We start from the raw sequence: 17,069 nt of genomic DNA, 5'->3' as shown, positions 1-17,069 counted from the left end.
TAGTGGGTGTTTTCAATGCCCATGGAGAGCATCATGAACGCCATAGAACCGCATCTGCTGGACGTCAACGGCATCCAGCTCAGCCTGCACATCAGCGGCCCGGTCGACGGCCAGCCGGTCTGGCTGCTGCACGGATTCCCCGAATGCTGGTACTCCTGGCGTCACCAGATCCACGCCCTGGCCGAAGCCGGCTACCGGGTACACGCCCCGGAAATGCGTGGCTATGGCCTGAGCAGCGCACCACAAGACCCCGCCGCCTACGACCTGATCACCCTGTGCGACGACATCCGTCAGGCCATGGACCTGCTCGGCCATCGCCGGGTCGCCATGATCGGGCACGACTGGGGCGCTCCGGTCGCCTGGCACCTGGCTCTGCTCGAGCCCGAGCGAGTCCAGGTCGTCGGCGGCCTGTCGGTACCTTTTGGTGGACGCCCCAAGCGCCCGGCCATCGACACCATGCGCAAACACTACCAGGACCGCTTTCACTATATTCTGTACTTCCAGACGCCCGGTCTGGCCGAGGCCGAGCTGGAGGAAAACGTCCCGCGCACCCTGCGCCTGCTGATGCACGGCCTGTCCAATGGCAAGAACAATCTGGCCCAGGACAAGCCCGCCGACGGACGCTGGCTCGACGACCTGGAAGACCCAGGCAAACCGCCAGCCTGGTGTCCCGATGAAGCCTTCCAGGTCTATGTCGATACCTTCAGCAAAAACGGCTTTCGTGGCCCGCTCAACTGGTATCGCAACTTCGAGCGCAGCTGGGAACGCACCGCCGATCTGGCTGGCCACCTGATCCACCAGCCAGCCCTGTTCCTGATCGGTGATCGCGACCCGGTAGGCCAGCTTGAGGCCTACACCATCGAGAAAATGCCCAGCGTGGTACCGGCAGTGGAGCAGCATGTTCTGCCCCACTGCGGGCACTGGATTCAGGCGGAACAACCCAAGACCGTCAACCTGCTACTGCTGAGCTTTCTCGAACGTCACTTCACACCCTGAACTGCGATACCAGCGAACGCAGTTGCTCCGCCAACCGGGCCAGCGATTCGCTGGCCTGGGTCGACTGTTCAACGCTACGCCCGGTCTGTTCGGCCACATCATTGATGCCGTGGATATTCTGGTTGATCTCCCGGGCCGTAGCACTCTGTTCCTCGGCGGCACTGGCGATTTGCTGCATCATCTCGTCGATCATCAGCACCCCTTCGGCGATCCGCTCCAGCGACTCTCCAGTCTCGGCAATCCGGCCAACCGCGTTATGCATACCTTCACGGCTATTGTGCATCTGGTTCTCGGCTTTCAGGGCGCCACTCTGGAGTTTCTCGATGGTCGCCTGAATTTCGGTGGTCGAATCCTTGGTCCGGCTGGCCAGGGAGCGAACCTCATCGGCCACCACCGCAAAACCGCGCCCGCTCTCACCGGCTCGCGCCGCTTCAATGGCCGCATTGAGCGCCAGCAAGTTGGTCTGTTCGGCGATGGTTTCGATCACCTGCAATACCGAGCCAATCCGGTCGCTATCGCTCTTGAGGTCGCTCACAGCCGTCGCCGCGTTATTGATCTCCTGGGCCAGTTGATCAATCGCCTGCACAGTGCTGGCCACCACCTGACGACCCTGTCCGGCATCCTGGCTGGCCTTTTTGGCGCCATCGGCAGCATTGAGCGTGTTACGCGCTACCTCTTCAACAGTAGCGGTCATTTCATTCATGGCGGCCGCTGCGCTGTTGATCTGGGTGTTCTGCTGCTGCATCCCGGCTTCGGTTTCCTCGTTGATCTGAGTCAGCTCAGTCGCCGCTGCAGCCACCTGCTCAGAATACTGACTAACTTCACCAAGCATGGTCCGCAGACTGTTCTGCATAGTATGGATTGACGCCAGCAGGCTGTTCTTGTCACCGGATTTGAGCTGGATGGTCGCGGTCAGGTCTCCTTCGGATACTTGATGCACCATGGCCGCGGCATACTCGGGGTCACCGCCCAAGGTCTTGACCACCGAACGCACCAGCGACAGACAGGCCAGTACCGCCACTACCAGGATCCCGGCAGTTACCAGCACCAGTATCCAAAGCACGGCGTTGACCTCGGCCAGTGCCACCGCACGTTCGGTTTCCTGCACCAGCCCCCAGCCCAGCAGCGGAATGAAAGTATAGCTACCCACTACCGGAACCCCGGCGGCATTGGGGTAAATCCCAACGCCACTGCGGCCAGCCGCCATCGCCCGTCCGGCTTCGCTGTTGACCGGCTGGTCCATGTTGCGTAACGAATTGGCCGGAGTAACCGGTGTCCCCTGGTTATCGAGCAGGAAAATCTCACTACCCGGACCACGGTTCAGCTCACTGACCCGCTTCAGAATGGTGTCGACTCGTACAGCACCGCGTACCACCCCGATTATCCGCCCATCACGCCGGACCGGGATCGCCACAGTGCTGACCCGATTACCAGTCGCCCGCGACAGTACCGGCTGAGAGAAAGAGTCCTGGCCGCTGATAGCCTGACGGAACCAGTCCCGGTCGGCCACATCGAAGGCCTGCGCTTCATCACGGCTCAGCACCCGTGCACGTCCATCGTAGGCCACCCCGACCACTCCACGGCCATTGGGTGCGACAAAGAAAATCGTGTCGTAGAACCCCTGCGCCGCGGCAATCCGCTCCAGCAAATGCTCAAGTCCTAGCTCATCAATGCCGATAGCGGCATCCAGGCTGGCCAGGTAACGCATTTCATCCTGACGGGCCAGCGCCCAGTCGACAAACGACTCGGCATTGAGCCGACCAGTCGCCTCCAGCTCATCGAGCGTCGCCTGGGTAAAGGATTCGCGGAAGGACACAAACACCAGGGTGCTGACCGCCAGTACCGCCGCCAACACCAGGCCAACCATCATCACCGTCAGCCGTGCGCCAAACCCCATTGACCGCAACACACCACCCATCCAGAAACTCCTTGACGTACCACGCAGGCCGCCACTCACTATGTCAACGTAATACCCGCCGCAGGTATGACCGAGCGTCTACACCTTCCGGGCAATAGAATCTATTCCATAGTTGTGTTATCGACCCAAAAGCGTTCCGACTTTAGCAACACATACAAAAAAACACATTTGCCCATCGGGAGCTATCATGACTCTGTGCAATCTCTCCGGAAAACGTATTCTCTTGACCCAGGCCGACGCATTCATGGGCCCCGCCCTGCACCAGACCCTGGACCAATGTGGAGCCGTTGTCATCCCCGACACACGGGCGCTCGACACTGCCAAAGCCGTGACAGAACTGCTGTCAGCGGCTGGTGACATCGACGTGCTACTACTCAATCTCGGTGTACCCGCCCCCAGTACAGCAGCTACTGACGTCGATGACGCCGAGTGGAGCCACTTGTTCAAGCATTTGGTTGAGCCGTTGCCAAGACTGGCACGCCACTGTCTGCCACGCATGATTGAGCGCGGCGCGGGAAAAATTCTGTTGATGGGAAGCGCCTCAGCGCTACGCGGCATGAAGCGCGCCTCCAGCTACAGTGCCGCTCGCGGCGCCCAACTGGCCTGGGTTCGCGCAGTGGGTGCGGAAATGGCCCAACACAATATTCAGGTCAATGCGATTGCCCAGAACTTTGTCGACAACCCCACCTACTTCCCAGCGCAAGTGCAGGCCAACCCAGCATTCCAGGCACGCCTGAACCGTGAAGTACCACTGGGGCGACTGGTAACTGCCGAAGAGGATGCCTTGTTCGCCGCCTACCTGTGCAGCGACGCCGCCAACTGCTTTGTAGGCCAGGTTTTTCCTGTTTGCGGTGGCTGGGTGGGAAGTTGATACCACTTTCAGCGCCATGAACGAGAGGTGATTCGCAGGCACTCCAGCGCAGCGCGCTCGTAATGACCCGGATAGATACGCAGCCCAGGCATATACAACAGATGCCCAAAATCCACCCCAGCGTCATTGCGAATGGCCGCAGGCCTGAAGCAATCCATGCGGAGTCTTGCCATGCATAACCACCCCAGTAATAATCGCCGCCCACTTCAACAACCGGAATAGCCACCCAGGGAACGCCTTCCTATGCATATCCGTGTTATACGCCCAGGCCTTTAGCAACAATAAACCTGGCAACCGTGGCCCGTATTGAGAAATTTGAATGGGGTCACGTCAAAAAAGCCCCACACCGACACAGCATCAACAAAAGCAGCCCGCCTGACCAACCGTCGGCTTACAGAGGCCTCGGCTTGACTTATCAGCCTGTACTGGCCATGTTCATTACAGGCATTAATAGCCTTTTGACTTATGCCATTTCACTGATGAGTCACTCGCTTTTATGGATGCGTCCTGGCTGCCTTCATCACCCGTCGCCAGTATGGCGGCACTGATTTGCTTCCTGCTCTGGGTGCTCACGCTGGGCTATTGTCTGAAACTCATGGCCCGCATACGCCGCCTGGGGGTGCAGAAAGAACAAGCCTGTGAAGCCCAGCTCCATATCCAGCAGCAACTGCACAAACTGACCCGTACCGATGCCCTGACCGGCGTCTGGAACCGCCAGCGCTTTGGTGAAAACGCCGAAGCCGAGCTCAAACGCTGCCAACGCTATACCCACCCACTCAGCGTGCTATGCATTGACCTGGATCACTTCAACGAGATCAACAACAGTTATGGCCATAGCATCGGTGATGAAGTACTCAACGGCGTGGCCCGCCTGCTGCAAAGCGCGATTCGACAGTCCGATGCCCTGGGGCGCTGGTCCGGCGGCAGCTTCATGCTGTTGCTACCGCATACTCCTCTCGAGCAGGCACTGGAACTGGCCGAGAAACTGCGCCGAAGGATTGCCAGCAGCAACCTGCTGGTCGATTCGCCAGTGGCCGTCAGCATAGGTGCGGCCAGCCTGCAACCGGATGAAGCCCTGGAAACCCTGTTCCAGCGCGCAGAAATGGCCCTGTCCCAAGCCAAACGCGAGGGCCGCAATCGCACGCTGGGCTGTCTCAGCGAACTGCCGCTGGCGACCCAACGGGGCCGTCAAGCGGTCTAGCTGTGCGATTGCGCACAACCACACCATGCTGTCATGGCAGCATCATCCGAGCCTGCTAGAGTTCAGCCAGGTACAACAAGAATCAGGGTGATTAGTCATGCGCAGTTTTCACCGCAACCTCTGTCTAGGGGCGCTGCTGGCTTGCAGCTCGCTCACCCAGGCACAGAGCACCGCCGATCAACCAGAAACCGCAGAAGAAGAGCAACTCAGCCAAAGCCAGGCGGATTCTGCAGCGGGCACCCAGAGCGCTCCTGCGCCCCAATCTACGCAAGCAGCACGCAAAACTGGCAATCTCGGCTGGATCGCTGGCGGGGCTGCCGTAGCGGGGCTGGCCGCAGCTGCTGGCGGTGGTGGCGGTGGCGGCGGCGGCGGCGGTGGCGGCAATACCAGCAGCCCGCCAAGCGCACCACCGCCAGAGGAAGACAACTCCGCCAAGCTGTTGCCTCTGGGTGCCGAATACCTGTTCACCAATGGTTACAACATCAGCTATGGCCATGTAGCCCATGATCGCGACTTTACCGGCGCAGGCCAGCGGATAGCCTTGATCGACAGCGGCATACGCAGCAGCCACACCGAGCTGGATGGACAGATCGCCGCTCACTACAACGTATTCAGCGCCAGCAATGCCCCTGCCGATGCCCAGGACAGTGACGGTCATGGCACCCTGGTCGCCGGCGTAATCGCCGCCAAGCTCGACGGATTCGGCAATGTCGGCTATGCCCATGGCGCACAACTGCTCAACGTGCGCTTTACCGATGATATCAACCAGATTTCCGCCACCGAGCAGCAACTGGCCAATGGTTTCGCCTGGGCGCGGCAACAAGGCGCCCGCTGGTTCAACAACAGCTGGAGCATCAGTGTTGACGCCAGTCAGTTCAGCCGCACCCAGGTGGCCAACAGCTACCCAACACTGCTAGCCGAGTGGCAGCACGGTGTCAGTCAGGGGCATGTGTATGTCTGGGCCGCCGGTAACAACAATGGCGGTCAACCACTACTGTTCGCCGCCCTGCCAATCCACTATCCGGAGCTGCAAAGTCACTGGTTGGCTGTGGTCAATGTCGATCCGCAAACCGGGCAACTGCATGCCAGCTCCAGCCGTTGCGGCAACGCGGCAGCCTGGTGCCTGGCGGCGCCCGGGACCAATATCAACTCCAGCTACAACAACAGCGACACTGGCTATGCCACCGCGACCGGCACCTCGGTGTCCGCACCGGCAGTAACCGGGGCACTAGCCGTAATCAGCGAGGCGTTCCCGACCTTGGGCGGGGCCCAGGTGGTCGAACGCCTACTCAGTACCGCCGAGAAAACCGGCGACTACGCCAATCAGACCTTGTACGGCCAGGGACTACTAGACCTGGAACGTGCTACCCGGCCGGTCGGCAGCCTGCAACTGCTGGCTAGCGACGGACAGCATCTGAGTCTGGAAAGTGCCGTTCTGAGCCTGGGCACGCCCTTCGGCAACATCAATCCTTTGGCTGGCCAATCGGCCATGGCGACCGACAGCCTCGGGGCTGGGTTCAGCATTGATCTGGGCAGTGCAGTACATCACCAGGCTTACCGCTTTGCGGCCAGCGACGCGCTCAATCGGCTTGGCCGCCATCAGCAGTCCGAACAGCAAGGCGACTACCAGCTGACCTGGCATAGCAGCCCTAACGGCGCAGGCAGCCGGGTACTGCACATTCAGCAAGAGCTGGGCCGCTCGCTGCATCTGGGTCTGGTCGAGGACTTTGCACTGCTAAGCCCTCATCCCGTCAGCCATGGGCAAGGCCTGCTCAATATCAGCCTGGCCGCCCCTTTCTGGCTGCAGCAACCAGGTGAAAGCAGTTTGGGGCTCCGCCAGCGCCTGCCGTTGGGCAACGGCCACCTGGAGCTGACCAGCAGCGCCAGCTCGATACGTCAGGGTGGCGCTCTGGGCTACCAGCGCCACATCGGCGAGAACTATCAGACTACTTGGGAGCTGGGTTACCTGCGCAGCCGTGACGGCCTGTTCAACAGTCGCGGACTGGGCCTGTTTGGCCTGGATGATCGTAGCGACACCTGGTTCAGTGGTCTCTACGGTCACTACCAGAACGGCCCCTGGCTACTGGGACACGCTGCCTGGATTGGCCACAGCCAGGTCTCAGGCCAGGGGCTGTTACGCGATCTGGGCCGCGTCACCACCAGCAGTTGGCAGCTCAACGGCCACTACCAGCAGCAGCTCAACAGCTGGGGCCTGGCCTTGCAGCAACCGCTGCGCGTTGAGCGCGCCGATACCCAGGTCTGGCTAGCCACCGGCTACAGTGGCAATCAGTTCGCCTGGCAGCCGGTCAAGCTGGATCTGGCGCCCAGCGGCCGCCAGCTCAATCTGGAACTGTCCTGGCAGCGCCCGCTGTGGGCTAACAGCGACCTGAAACTGTCCTGGCTTGGCATCCACCAACCCGGCCATCAGGCTGACGCAGCGCCCATGCAGGTGGTCATGGGGCAGTGGCAGCAACGTTTTTGATACTGGCGGCCGAGCCTTACTCGGCTGCCAGGTACGAAGAGCGAGTCAGGCCCAACCGCAGGGTATCGAGAATACGGGTGCGCTCAGCCTGACTAAGACGCGCACCGGCCACCTTGTCGCGGTAGAGGGTGACCAGCTCATCCGGGGCAAAATGGACATAGCGCAGCATGTCCTCGATGGTGTCATGGGTTTCGATGCCACCATGCACCACCCGACCATCCTCGCGCAGGTAGACGTTGACCGAGTCGGTATCACCGAACAGGTTGTGCATGTCACCTAAAATTTCCTGATAGGCCCCAACCAGGAAGATGCCCAACAGGTAATCCTCTCCCTCTCTGAGCTCATGTACCGGCAGGCTGCTTTCGATGCTCTGCTCATCGACATAGTGACGGATCTTGCCGTCCGAATCACAGGTCAGATCCTGCAGCACCGCCCGACGCAGCGGCTCTTCCTCCAGCCGGTTGAGCGGCATGATCGGCAGCACCTGATCGATCGCCCAGGTGTCGGGCAGACTCTGGAACACCGAAAAGTTGCAGATGTACTTGTCGGCCAGCTTGTCGTTAAGCTCATCCAGCACCTGACGATGCGAGCGCTGGCGCGCCTTGAGCAGGGTATGCAGGCGATTGCACAGAGCAAAATAGCACTGCTCAGCCAATGCCTTCTGGGCCAGGGTCAGACGCCCCTCGGCATACTGGGCCGCCACATCGGCCATGTAGTGGGTCGCCCGCCAGTAGGTCTCGGTCACCAGCTCAATATCATTGCGATCCAGCAGACCCACCAGGTTGCGCACTACCTGCGGCTGGCTGTCGAGATCTTCCAGTGGCGGAATTTCGGCATTTTGCCGCTCGACATCAGTCACCTGCACGACCAGTACAGCATGATGGGCAGTCAGGGCCCGGCCACTTTCGGAGAAGATGTGCGGATGCGGCAGGCCCTGCTGATCGCAGAAGTCCTTGAGCATCGCCACCACAGTGTGGGCATACTCATTGACGTCATAGTTGATCGAGCTGGCGTTGCGCGAGTGGGTACCGTCGTAATCGACCCCCAGGCCACCGCCAACGTCGATATGGTCAACCGGCAATCCCAACCCACGCAGCTCGCCGAAATAGCGGATCGCCTCGCGGAACCCATGCTGGTAGTCGGCCAGATTGGCAATCTGCGAGCCCATGTGGAAATGCAGCAGACGCACCCCATCCTGCAGCCCGGCCTCACGGAAACGCTCGACCACCCGCAGCAACTGCGCGGCCGACAGGCCGAACTTGGATTTTTCTCCGCCAGTATCAGCCCATTTGCTCGAAGCCAGGGACGACAGCCGGACCCGTAGACCAATCTGCGGCACCAGCCCAAGCCGGGCAGCCTCTTCAATAACCAGCTCGACCTCGGATTCCTTCTCGATCACGATAAACACCCGGTGACCGAGCTTCTGGCCGATCAATGCCAGGTGAATGAATTCGCGATCCTTGTAACCGTTGCAAACAATGGTCCCGCCCTTAGGTGCCAATGCCAGCACAGCCATCAGTTCAGGTTTGGAGCCGGCCTCCAGGCCAATGGAGACATTTTCAGTGGCAATAATATTTTCAACCACCGCCTCCTGCTGATTGACCTTGATCGGATACAGCGCGGTATAGCCGCTGGTGTACTCCAGTTCGGCAATATTATGGTCAAAGGCCCCGGTCAACTGCCGCACCCGATCCTGCAAAATGTCCGGGAAGCGCACCAGCAAGGGTAGATCCAGACCGCTGTCACGCAACTGGCCAACCAGCTCATGCAGATCGATAGCCGCCCCCTGCTCGCCCCTGGGGGTAACCTGGACATGGCCCTTGTCATTGACATTGAAGAAGCCCGCACCCCAATGACGTATGCCATAGACACTACGGCTGTCGGCGACCGTCCAGGCCGAAGCGTCTTCCTTGCGCGAACGTCGTTGTGACCCCATCCGGATACCCCTTCTCAGCAACTCGATAGTGTCCACAGGATAAAGCAAAACAACGCTGACTGCCGAACGAGCAACGGCCCGGGACGGTCGTTTTAGCGACACATCGGTGACTCTGCCAGCGCTATGGCGGGCCATTCCAGGCTCTGATAAGACCTGCCAGAACTTGGCCGGAAGCCCCGATAGCACTAGGGTCCACTAGGTTATCTATATTCACAACCTATCCTATGGAGCATCTCATGCAGGAATATTTCAGTCTGGCCGGACGCACAGCCCTGGTCACCGGCGGCAGCCGGGGAATCGGCAAGATGATCGCCAAGGGCTTCGTCCAGGCCGGCGCTAACGTCATCATCTGCAGTCGCAAACTGGAAGAAGGCCAGGCTACCGCCAGCGAACTGAGCCAGTACGGCCAATGCCGGGCCCTGGCCGCCGACCTGTCCAGCGAGGATGGGGCTAAGGCCCTGGCCAACGAACTGAGCCAGCATATCGAGCAACTGGACATTCTGGTCAACAACGCCGGCACGGCCTGGGGCGCACCACTGGAAAGCTTCCCCGCCGACGGCTGGCACAAGGTCATGCAGCTCAACGTCACTGCCGTATTCAGCACCACCCAGCAGTTGTTGCCACTACTGCGCAAGGGTGCCAGCGGTGACAATCCTTCAAGGGTGATCAATATCGGCTCGGTGGCCGGCATTACCACCATGAACGAAAACGCCTGGTCCTATGGCCCGAGCAAGGCCGCTGTTCATCAGCTCTCACGGCAATTGGCCCGGGAACTGGTTGATCAGCATATCAATGTCAACGTCATCGCCCCCGGACGCTTCCCGAGCAAGATGACCCGGCATATTCATCTCGACCCCGAGGCCCTGGCCAAGGACTGCGAAGACATTCCGATGCGCCGCTGGGGCCGCCCGGAAGAAATGTCCGCCCTGGCCATCATGCTGGCCAGCAGCGCCGGCGCCTACATGACCGGCAACATCATCCCGATCGACGGCGGTTTTACCCTCTAAAGCCACCCGTGAGGCGGGAGCATCCGCTCCCGCACGAACTACCCTGCAACACCGGCCTTGAGCAGATGCTCAAGGCTCCCAGAAAACTCCAAATCCACTGCCAGCCCAGCCTCCCTCAATCCCCCGCCATCCCTGCTCTGCACCCTTTTCATGACAAACATATTTAACAGTTGAAAATATTTGATGAGCAACGACATACGGTCAAGACCTGCATTAATGGCGGGTTGAGATATTTTTTTGGATATGTTTATTATTTAAAAAGCATTTACACATAAATATCAGGATGACGTTTTGACAGACCTTACACCCGTGACTTTGCGCCAGCCGCGCGATACTGACGGCTACGCACTGAATCAACTGGTCGAGCGCTGCAAACCACTGGATACCAACTCGGTTTACTGCAATCTGCTGCAATGCAGCGACTTTGCCGATACCGCCATCGCAGCTATTGCTGCCAATGGCGAACTGGTCGGATTCATTTCCGGCTATCGCCCACCAGCCCGCCCGGACACCCTGTTTGTCTGGCAGGTCGCGGTCGACGACCGCATGCGTGGCCAGGGGCTGGCCCTGAAGATGCTGCTGGCCCTGACCGAGCGAGTGATGGCCAACGGCGTGCAGTACATGGAAACCACCATCACACCGGGCAACGAAGCCTCGGAAGCCCTGTTCAAGCGCGCCTTCGCGCGCCTCAACAGTGACTACCAGACCCGGGTACTGTTTTCCCGCAGCAATCATTTCAACGGCCAGCACGACGATGAAGTGCTGTATCGCGCCGGCCCTTTTTCACCATCTGCCAAGGCATGAAGCCAGGAGCACCCATGAACACCTTCGAACAGTTCGAACAACATGAATCCGGTATCCGCAGCTATTGCCGCTCGTTCCCCGTGGTCTTCAAACAGGCGCGCGGCGCCGAACTGATCACCCGCGAAGGCAAGTCCTATATCGACTTCCTCGCCGGTGCCGGTACCTTGAACTACGGACATAACCACCCGGTTCTGAAGAAAGCGCTGATCGACTATCTGGAGAACGATGGCCTGACCCATGGCCTGGACATGTACTCCGATGCCAAGGAACGGTTCCTGGAAACCTTCCACCGGGTCATCCTTGAACCGCGCGGTCTGGGCGATCATGTCATTCAGTTCAGCGGACCGACCGGTGCCAACTCGGTTGAAGCTGCCCTGAAGCTGGCGCGCAAGGTCACCGGCCGCAGCAATATCATCAGTTTCACCAACGGCTTCCATGGCTGCACTATTGGTGCCCTGGCCGCTACCGGCAACCAGCACCACCGTGGTGCCGCTGGCGTACCCCTGGCCGAAGTCAGCCGCATGCCCTACGCCAATTACTTCGGCAAGGACGTCAACACCATCGCCATGATGGACAAACTGCTCAGCGATCCGAGCAGCGGCGTCGACAAGCCGGCAGCCGTCATCGTTGAAGTGGTCCAGGGTGAAGGCGGCCTGAACACCGCGTCAGCCGAATGGATGCGCAAGCTGGAAAAGCTCTGCCGCAAGCACGACATGCTACTGATCGTCGATGACATTCAGGCCGGTTGCGGCCGTACCGGCAACTTCTTCAGCTTCGAAGAGATGGGCATTAAGCCGGACATCATCACCCTGTCCAAGTCGCTCAGCGGCTTCGGTCTGCCGTTCGCGATTGTGCTGTTTCGCCGCGAACTGGACCAATGGGAGCCAGGCGAACACAACGGCACCTTCCGCGGCAACAACCATGCCTTCGTCACTGCCACGGCAGCGCTGGAGCACTTCTGGACCAATGACGAATTCGCCAAGTCGGTCCAGGCCAAGGGCAAGCTGATCAAGGAGCGGATGCAGAAAATCGTCCGCAAGCACGGCCCCGACTCGCTGTACGTCAAGGGGCGCGGCATGATGATCGGCATCAACTGCCCGGACGGAGACATCGCCGCCGCGATCTGCCGCGAGGCCTTCGAGCGCGGCCTGGTGATCGAAACCAGCGGCAACCATAGCCAGGTCGTCAAATGTCTGTGCCCGCTGATCATCAGCGAAGAGCAGATCGCCAAGGCCATGGACATTCTTGATGCAGCCTTCGCCAAGGTCATGACCGAGCAGGTCGACAGCCAGGCCTCCTGACCCCCTTAATCTTTGATGATCCAAGGAGATCCTCGAATGATCGTACGCACCCTGAAAGATTGCGAAAACTCCGAACGCCGCGTGGTATCGGAGAACTGGGAAAGTACCCGCATGCTGCTCAAAGACGACAACATGGGGTTCTCGTTCCACATCACCACTATCTACGCCAACACCGAGACCCACATCCACTACAAGAACCACCTGGAGTCGGTCTACTGCATGAGCGGCAATGGCGAGATCGAGACCCTGGCGGACGGCAAGGTCTATCCGATCGAGGCCGGCACTCTGTACATCCTCGACCAGCACGACGAGCACCTGCTGCGCGGCGGCAGCGAAGACATGAAGATGGCCTGCGTATTCAATCCGCCACTGTCCGGCAAGGAAGTGCACGATAAGGACGGGGTTTATCCGCTGGATTAAGTGCCACAGATCCACCCTGGAACTTGTGTGCAGGCGGCATTGGTGCTGGCCTGTCCCAGACACGCTGTGAACCCATCCCTGGGAGCTCGACGATGCCCGTCCAGGGCATCGACGGTCTGGAACAGGCCAGCACCAACACCGCTAGTGAACTCCGTGCACTCAGCCGACACAACCCAACACACCCGGGACGGTAACCAGAATTATGCATACAGTAGAAAAGATCGGCGGCACCTCAATGAGCCGCTTCGACGAAGTACTGAACAACATTTTCATTGGCCAACGTCAGGGCGCAGAACTGTATCAGCGCGTCTTCGTAGTCTCTGCCTACAGCGGCATGACCAACGCCCTGCTCGAACACAAAAAAACCGGCGAGCCCGGCGTGTATGAGCGCTTTGCCGATGCGCACAATGAAGACGCCTGGCTTGAGGCGCTGGATGCCGTACTGGAAAAAATGAAGGCCAAGAACGCCGAACTGTTCAACAGCGACTATGAACTCCAAGCTGCCGACCGCTTTATCGAAAGCCGGATCAGCGATGTGCGCGAATGCATGGTCAGCCTCCAGCAGCTGTGCAGCTACGGACACTTCCAGCTCAGCGAACAGCTGATGAAGGTGCGCGAAATGCTTGCTTCTCTCGGCGAGGCGCACAGCGCCTTCAACACCGTACTGGCGCTCAAGAAACGTGGTATCAGCGCCCGCCTGGTCGACCTGACCGGCTGGAACCAGCCCCAACCCAAGCTGTTCCAGGACATGATCAAGGACAGCTTCGACGGCATCGATCTGTCGCGCGAACTGGTGGTCGCCACTGGCTACACCCACTGCCGCGAAGGCCTGATGAACACCTTTGATCGTGGCTACAGCGAAATCACCTTCGCCCAGATCGCCGCCAGCACCGGTGCCCGCGAAGCCATCATTCACAAGGAATACCACCTTTCCAGCGCCGACCCGAATCTGGTCGGTGTCGATAAGGTGGTGACCATTGGCCGCACCAACTACGACGTTGCCGATCAACTGTCGAATCTGGGCATGGAAGCCATTCATCCCAAGGCCGCACGCACCCTGCGCCGGGCCGGCATCCAGCTGCGAATCAAGAACGCCTTCGAACCGGAACACGGCGGCACACTGATCAGTCAGGATTATCGTAGCGAGAAGCCCTGCGTCGAGATCATCGCCGGACGTACCGACGTGTTCGGGCTGGAAGTGTTTGACCAGGAAATGCTCGGCGATGTCGGCTACGACATTGAAATCACCAAGCTGCTCAAGCAGCTCAAGCTGTATCTGGTGAACAAGGATTCCGATGCCAACAGCATCACCTACTATGTGGCCGGCTCGCGCAAGATGCTCAATCGTGCATCGCGCCTGATCGAAGAAAGCTACCCAATGGCCGAGGTCAACGTACACAACATCGCCATCGTCTCGGCGATTGGCTCGGACCTCAAGGTCAAGGGCATCCTGGCCAAGACCGTAGCGGCACTGGCCGAAGCCGGCATCAACATCCAGGCCATTCACCAGTCGATTCGCCAGGTAGAAATGCAGTGCATCGTCCATGAGGATGACTACGACGCCGCCGTGGCAGCATTGCACCGTGCCCTGATCGAGCCGGAAAACCATGGGGATGTAATCGCCGCCGCCTGATCCCTGCCTTGATCCTCAAACCAGCAGAATCAGATCACTTACAGGAAGCAATTACCTGCAAGTGATCTGGCTCAATAAAAAGATACCGGTGTGTGCAATACTTGCAATGTCGCCTCTTGCACAGGATTAGGTGTTATGGACTTCAAGTTGATAATGGTCTTCGTCGACAATGAACGGTCTGAGTCAGTACTCGACGCAGCCAGGGAAGCTGGTGCCACTGGAGCGACCATCATCAATAACGCTCAGGGTCAGGGCCTCAAGATGCACAAAAGCTTCTTTGGCCTAGAGTTCTTGGGCTCTCGCACAGTAATTCTGCTCCTGGTTGAGGCACGCCGAAGTGACGCCATCATGGAAGCTGTACTCAAGGCAGGGAAACTGGATGAAAGCCTGCAGACCGGCATTGCCCTGGAGCTTGATGTTACACGTGCCGTAGGCCTCAGCGCCCATATCGAGGCATTGAACCAACAGCACCCGGTTACAGACTCGTAGCCCCACCGGTCAACCGCACTTCAACGCTCCGAATATCCTCCGTCGCCCCAAGCAACACCAGAACATCACCAGCCTGGAGGCGAGTTTGTGGCGCTGGGTAGCGAGTGCGCTGCTCATCCCTGACCAGAGCCGCAATCAGCACATTCCCCAAAGGCAGCTCCCCCAGAGCCTGCCCCAGCAACGGACAACTGTCATCAATCTGGATTGAATGCAGGCGCTCGATGCTATGCGTATCCGATAGTTTTATCTCGTCCAGCTGGCCACGAAATAACTCACGTAGCATCGGGTAGCGCTGACGGCGCTGCTCCTGAAGATAATCTGTCACCCGGTACATCGGAACACCAAGCGTCAACAGCGCATGAGATGCCAAAGTTAACCCGGCTTCAAGAGTCTCGGGGATAACCTCAGCAGCCCCCTTAGCACGCAGCTCATCGGCCATCGACTCATCACGCGCCCTTACCAGCACCGGAATCCTGTGCTCAAGGCGCGCCACACAGGCCAGCGTCATAATGGCGGCGGTTCTGTCATTGTGACTGATAACCAGCAGACTGGCCTGCCCCACCCCCGCCGCATCAAGGACCGCAGCCTCGGTCGAGTCGGCAAAATAAACCGGGCTACCCGCTAGGCGCGCCTCACGCACCAATGAGCTATCGGTATCAAGGGCCACAAATGGCACGCCTTCACGTTCCAGTAGCCGCCCAACCATTTGACCAGTTCGACCGAAGCCACAGATAACCACATGCCTTCCAAGCTGAACGCTCCCACTGAGTCGAAGCGACTCGTCAGCATCCTGCTGTCGAGCTTCATGACGACTCAGCCAGGCTGAAAGACGCAAATTATTCCGAATAATGAAAGGAGCAATAGTCATTGATAGCAAAACGCTGTACAACAGAATCTGAGCCAGTCGCGGATCGATAATGGCGCCATCGAGCGCGATTGCAATGAGAGCAAAACCAAACTCACCACCAACAGCCAGAATCAGAGCAGTACGCCAGGCAGTTGTGCTATCGATACCAGAGAAACGAATAATAAGAAAAACCAGCACCAGCTTGCTCGACAGCAACAACAGTGCCCCAATCACTACTTCGATCCAGACCTCTGGCAGCAGGGCCGGTTGAACCAGCATACCGATACTGACAAAGAACACTCCCAGCAAGACATCACGGAAAGGCCTGACAGTCGCTTCCACTTGGTGCCGGAACTCGGTTTCCGCCAGCACCATACCTGCCAGAAAAGCACCAAATGCCATGGACAGTCCCATCAGAGCAGTAACGCCAGCCGAGGCCAGCGACACAAACAGTACAGTCAGAGTAAACAACTCAGGCGAACGACTTTCAGCAACCAGATGAAAAAACGGCTTGAGCAGATAGCGCCCAACAAGCAGCACCGCGAGCATGGCTATAAATGCCTTTAGCAAAGCCCAGGCCAGCTCCCCAGCCACTGCCGTGGCCACAGCAGTACCCAAAACCGGGATAATGATAACGAAGGGGACGGCAGTGATATCTTGAAATACAGACATGGCGGTACCCAGACGGCCATGGCGCGTGTTGTCCTCCCCTTGCTCAAGCAACTGCTTGCTGATTACAGTCGTCGAAGATTGCGCAAACACAGCCCCCGCCACAAAGGCCATCGCCGCCGGCATACCTAGTAGCCAAGCCCCCATACCCACCAGCGCAGTAGTCAAAGCTACCTGCGCGGTTCCCAGCCCCAGGATGGTATGGCGCATCGCATAAATCTGCGAAAGGCTGAAGCTGAGCCCTATCGAAAACAACAGGAACACAATGCCGAACTCGGCGATGATGCGAATGTAGTGATCATTGATCACAGGACCGGCCGTATGGCTGCCCAACACCACCCCGACCAGTAGGTAGGCAAGGCTGCTCGGCACACGCAGGCGCTGGCATAGCAACACGACAAACACCGTAACGCCCAGGAGCAACAGTGTTTGTAACAGTGCCTGCTCAATCATTCATTCACCTTATCGCAAGTTTGCTTGCTAGCGACTTTACTT

13 protein-coding genes are annotated in these 17,069 nt (G+C 58.9%); 10 read left to right on the top strand and 3 right to left on the bottom strand.

Going from position 1 to position 17,069, the window contains the following annotated elements; translation table 11 throughout:
* Positions 1-33: 33 nt before the first annotated feature.
* On the top strand, positions 34-996 hold the full coding sequence (locus tag BVH74_RS09850) for an alpha/beta fold hydrolase (RefSeq protein WP_080049904.1): 963 nt from the start codon (positions 34-36) through the stop codon (positions 994-996).
* Here the strand turns inward: BVH74_RS09850 and BVH74_RS09845 are convergent.
* Positions 986-2,914, bottom strand: a complete 1,929-nt coding sequence (locus tag BVH74_RS09845) for a methyl-accepting chemotaxis protein (RefSeq protein WP_080049903.1) — start codon at positions 2,912-2,914, stop codon at positions 986-988. The genes BVH74_RS09850 and BVH74_RS09845 overlap by 11 nt on opposite strands.
* A gap of 187 nt (positions 2,915-3,101) precedes the next feature.
* On the opposite strand from BVH74_RS09845, the gene BVH74_RS09840 reads away from it, so the two are divergent.
* From BVH74_RS09840 to BVH74_RS09830, 3 genes are all read left to right on the top strand, one after another.
* Positions 3,102-3,785 (top strand): SDR family oxidoreductase, encoded by a 684-nt coding sequence (locus BVH74_RS09840; RefSeq protein ID WP_165443769.1) that lies wholly within the window; start codon positions 3,102-3,104, stop codon positions 3,783-3,785.
* Between the two features lie 496 nt (positions 3,786-4,281).
* Positions 4,282-4,986, top strand: coding sequence for a GGDEF domain-containing protein (locus tag BVH74_RS09835; protein ID WP_080049902.1), 705 nt, complete (start codon positions 4,282-4,284; stop codon positions 4,984-4,986).
* 97 nt (positions 4,987-5,083) lie between these two features.
* A complete protein-coding gene (locus BVH74_RS09830) occupies positions 5,084-7,468 on the top strand; it encodes a S8 family peptidase (RefSeq protein WP_080049901.1) in 2,385 nt (794 codons plus the stop codon).
* Positions 7,469-7,484: 16 nt separating this feature from the next.
* Here BVH74_RS09830 and speA read toward each other — a convergent pair whose 3' ends face one another.
* The gene (gene speA, locus BVH74_RS09825; protein ID WP_080049900.1) at positions 7,485-9,404 is read right to left on the bottom strand and encodes an arginine decarboxylase; all 1,920 of its coding nucleotides are present in this window, start codon (positions 9,402-9,404) and stop codon (positions 7,485-7,487) included.
* A 236-nt stretch (positions 9,405-9,640) separates the two neighbouring features.
* On the opposite strand from speA, the gene BVH74_RS09820 reads away from it, so the two are divergent.
* The 6 genes from BVH74_RS09820 (at position 9,641) to BVH74_RS09795 (ending at position 15,058) form a co-directional block, all read left to right on the top strand.
* Positions 9,641-10,411, top strand: a complete 771-nt coding sequence (locus BVH74_RS09820; protein WP_080049899.1) for an SDR family oxidoreductase — start codon at positions 9,641-9,643, stop codon at positions 10,409-10,411.
* 291 nt (positions 10,412-10,702) lie between these two features.
* The gene (gene ectA, locus BVH74_RS09815) at positions 10,703-11,215 is read left to right on the top strand and encodes a diaminobutyrate acetyltransferase (RefSeq protein WP_231705503.1); all 513 of its coding nucleotides are present in this window, start codon (positions 10,703-10,705) and stop codon (positions 11,213-11,215) included.
* 14 nt (positions 11,216-11,229) lie between these two features.
* On the top strand, positions 11,230-12,516 hold the full coding sequence (gene ectB / locus BVH74_RS09810; RefSeq protein WP_080049897.1) for a diaminobutyrate--2-oxoglutarate transaminase: 1,287 nt from the start codon (positions 11,230-11,232) through the stop codon (positions 12,514-12,516).
* A 36-nt stretch (positions 12,517-12,552) separates the two neighbouring features.
* Positions 12,553-12,936 (top strand): ectoine synthase, encoded by a 384-nt coding sequence (locus BVH74_RS09805; protein ID WP_080049896.1) that lies wholly within the window; start codon positions 12,553-12,555, stop codon positions 12,934-12,936.
* A gap of 202 nt (positions 12,937-13,138) precedes the next feature.
* Positions 13,139-14,569, top strand: coding sequence for an aspartate kinase (locus BVH74_RS09800; RefSeq protein WP_080049895.1), 1,431 nt, complete (start codon positions 13,139-13,141; stop codon positions 14,567-14,569).
* Between the two features lie 135 nt (positions 14,570-14,704).
* Positions 14,705-15,058 (top strand): P-II family nitrogen regulator, encoded by a 354-nt coding sequence (locus tag BVH74_RS09795; protein ID WP_080049894.1) that lies wholly within the window; start codon positions 14,705-14,707, stop codon positions 15,056-15,058.
* Here the strand turns inward: BVH74_RS09795 and BVH74_RS09790 are convergent.
* Positions 15,045-17,027 carry a monovalent cation:proton antiporter family protein gene (locus tag BVH74_RS09790; protein ID WP_080049893.1) on the bottom strand — a complete coding sequence of 661 codons (1,983 nt, stop codon included), beginning with the start codon at positions 17,025-17,027 and terminating at the stop codon, positions 15,045-15,047. The two genes, BVH74_RS09795 and BVH74_RS09790, sit on opposite strands and share 14 nt — an antisense overlap.
* Positions 17,028-17,069: the final 42 nt, after the last annotated feature.

Origin of the sequence: Halopseudomonas phragmitis (assembly GCF_002056295.1) — a bacterium.
Taxonomy (GTDB): domain Bacteria; phylum Pseudomonadota; class Gammaproteobacteria; order Pseudomonadales; family Pseudomonadaceae; genus Halopseudomonas; species Halopseudomonas phragmitis.
This window is presented reverse-complemented; position numbering and strand designations above follow the sequence as displayed.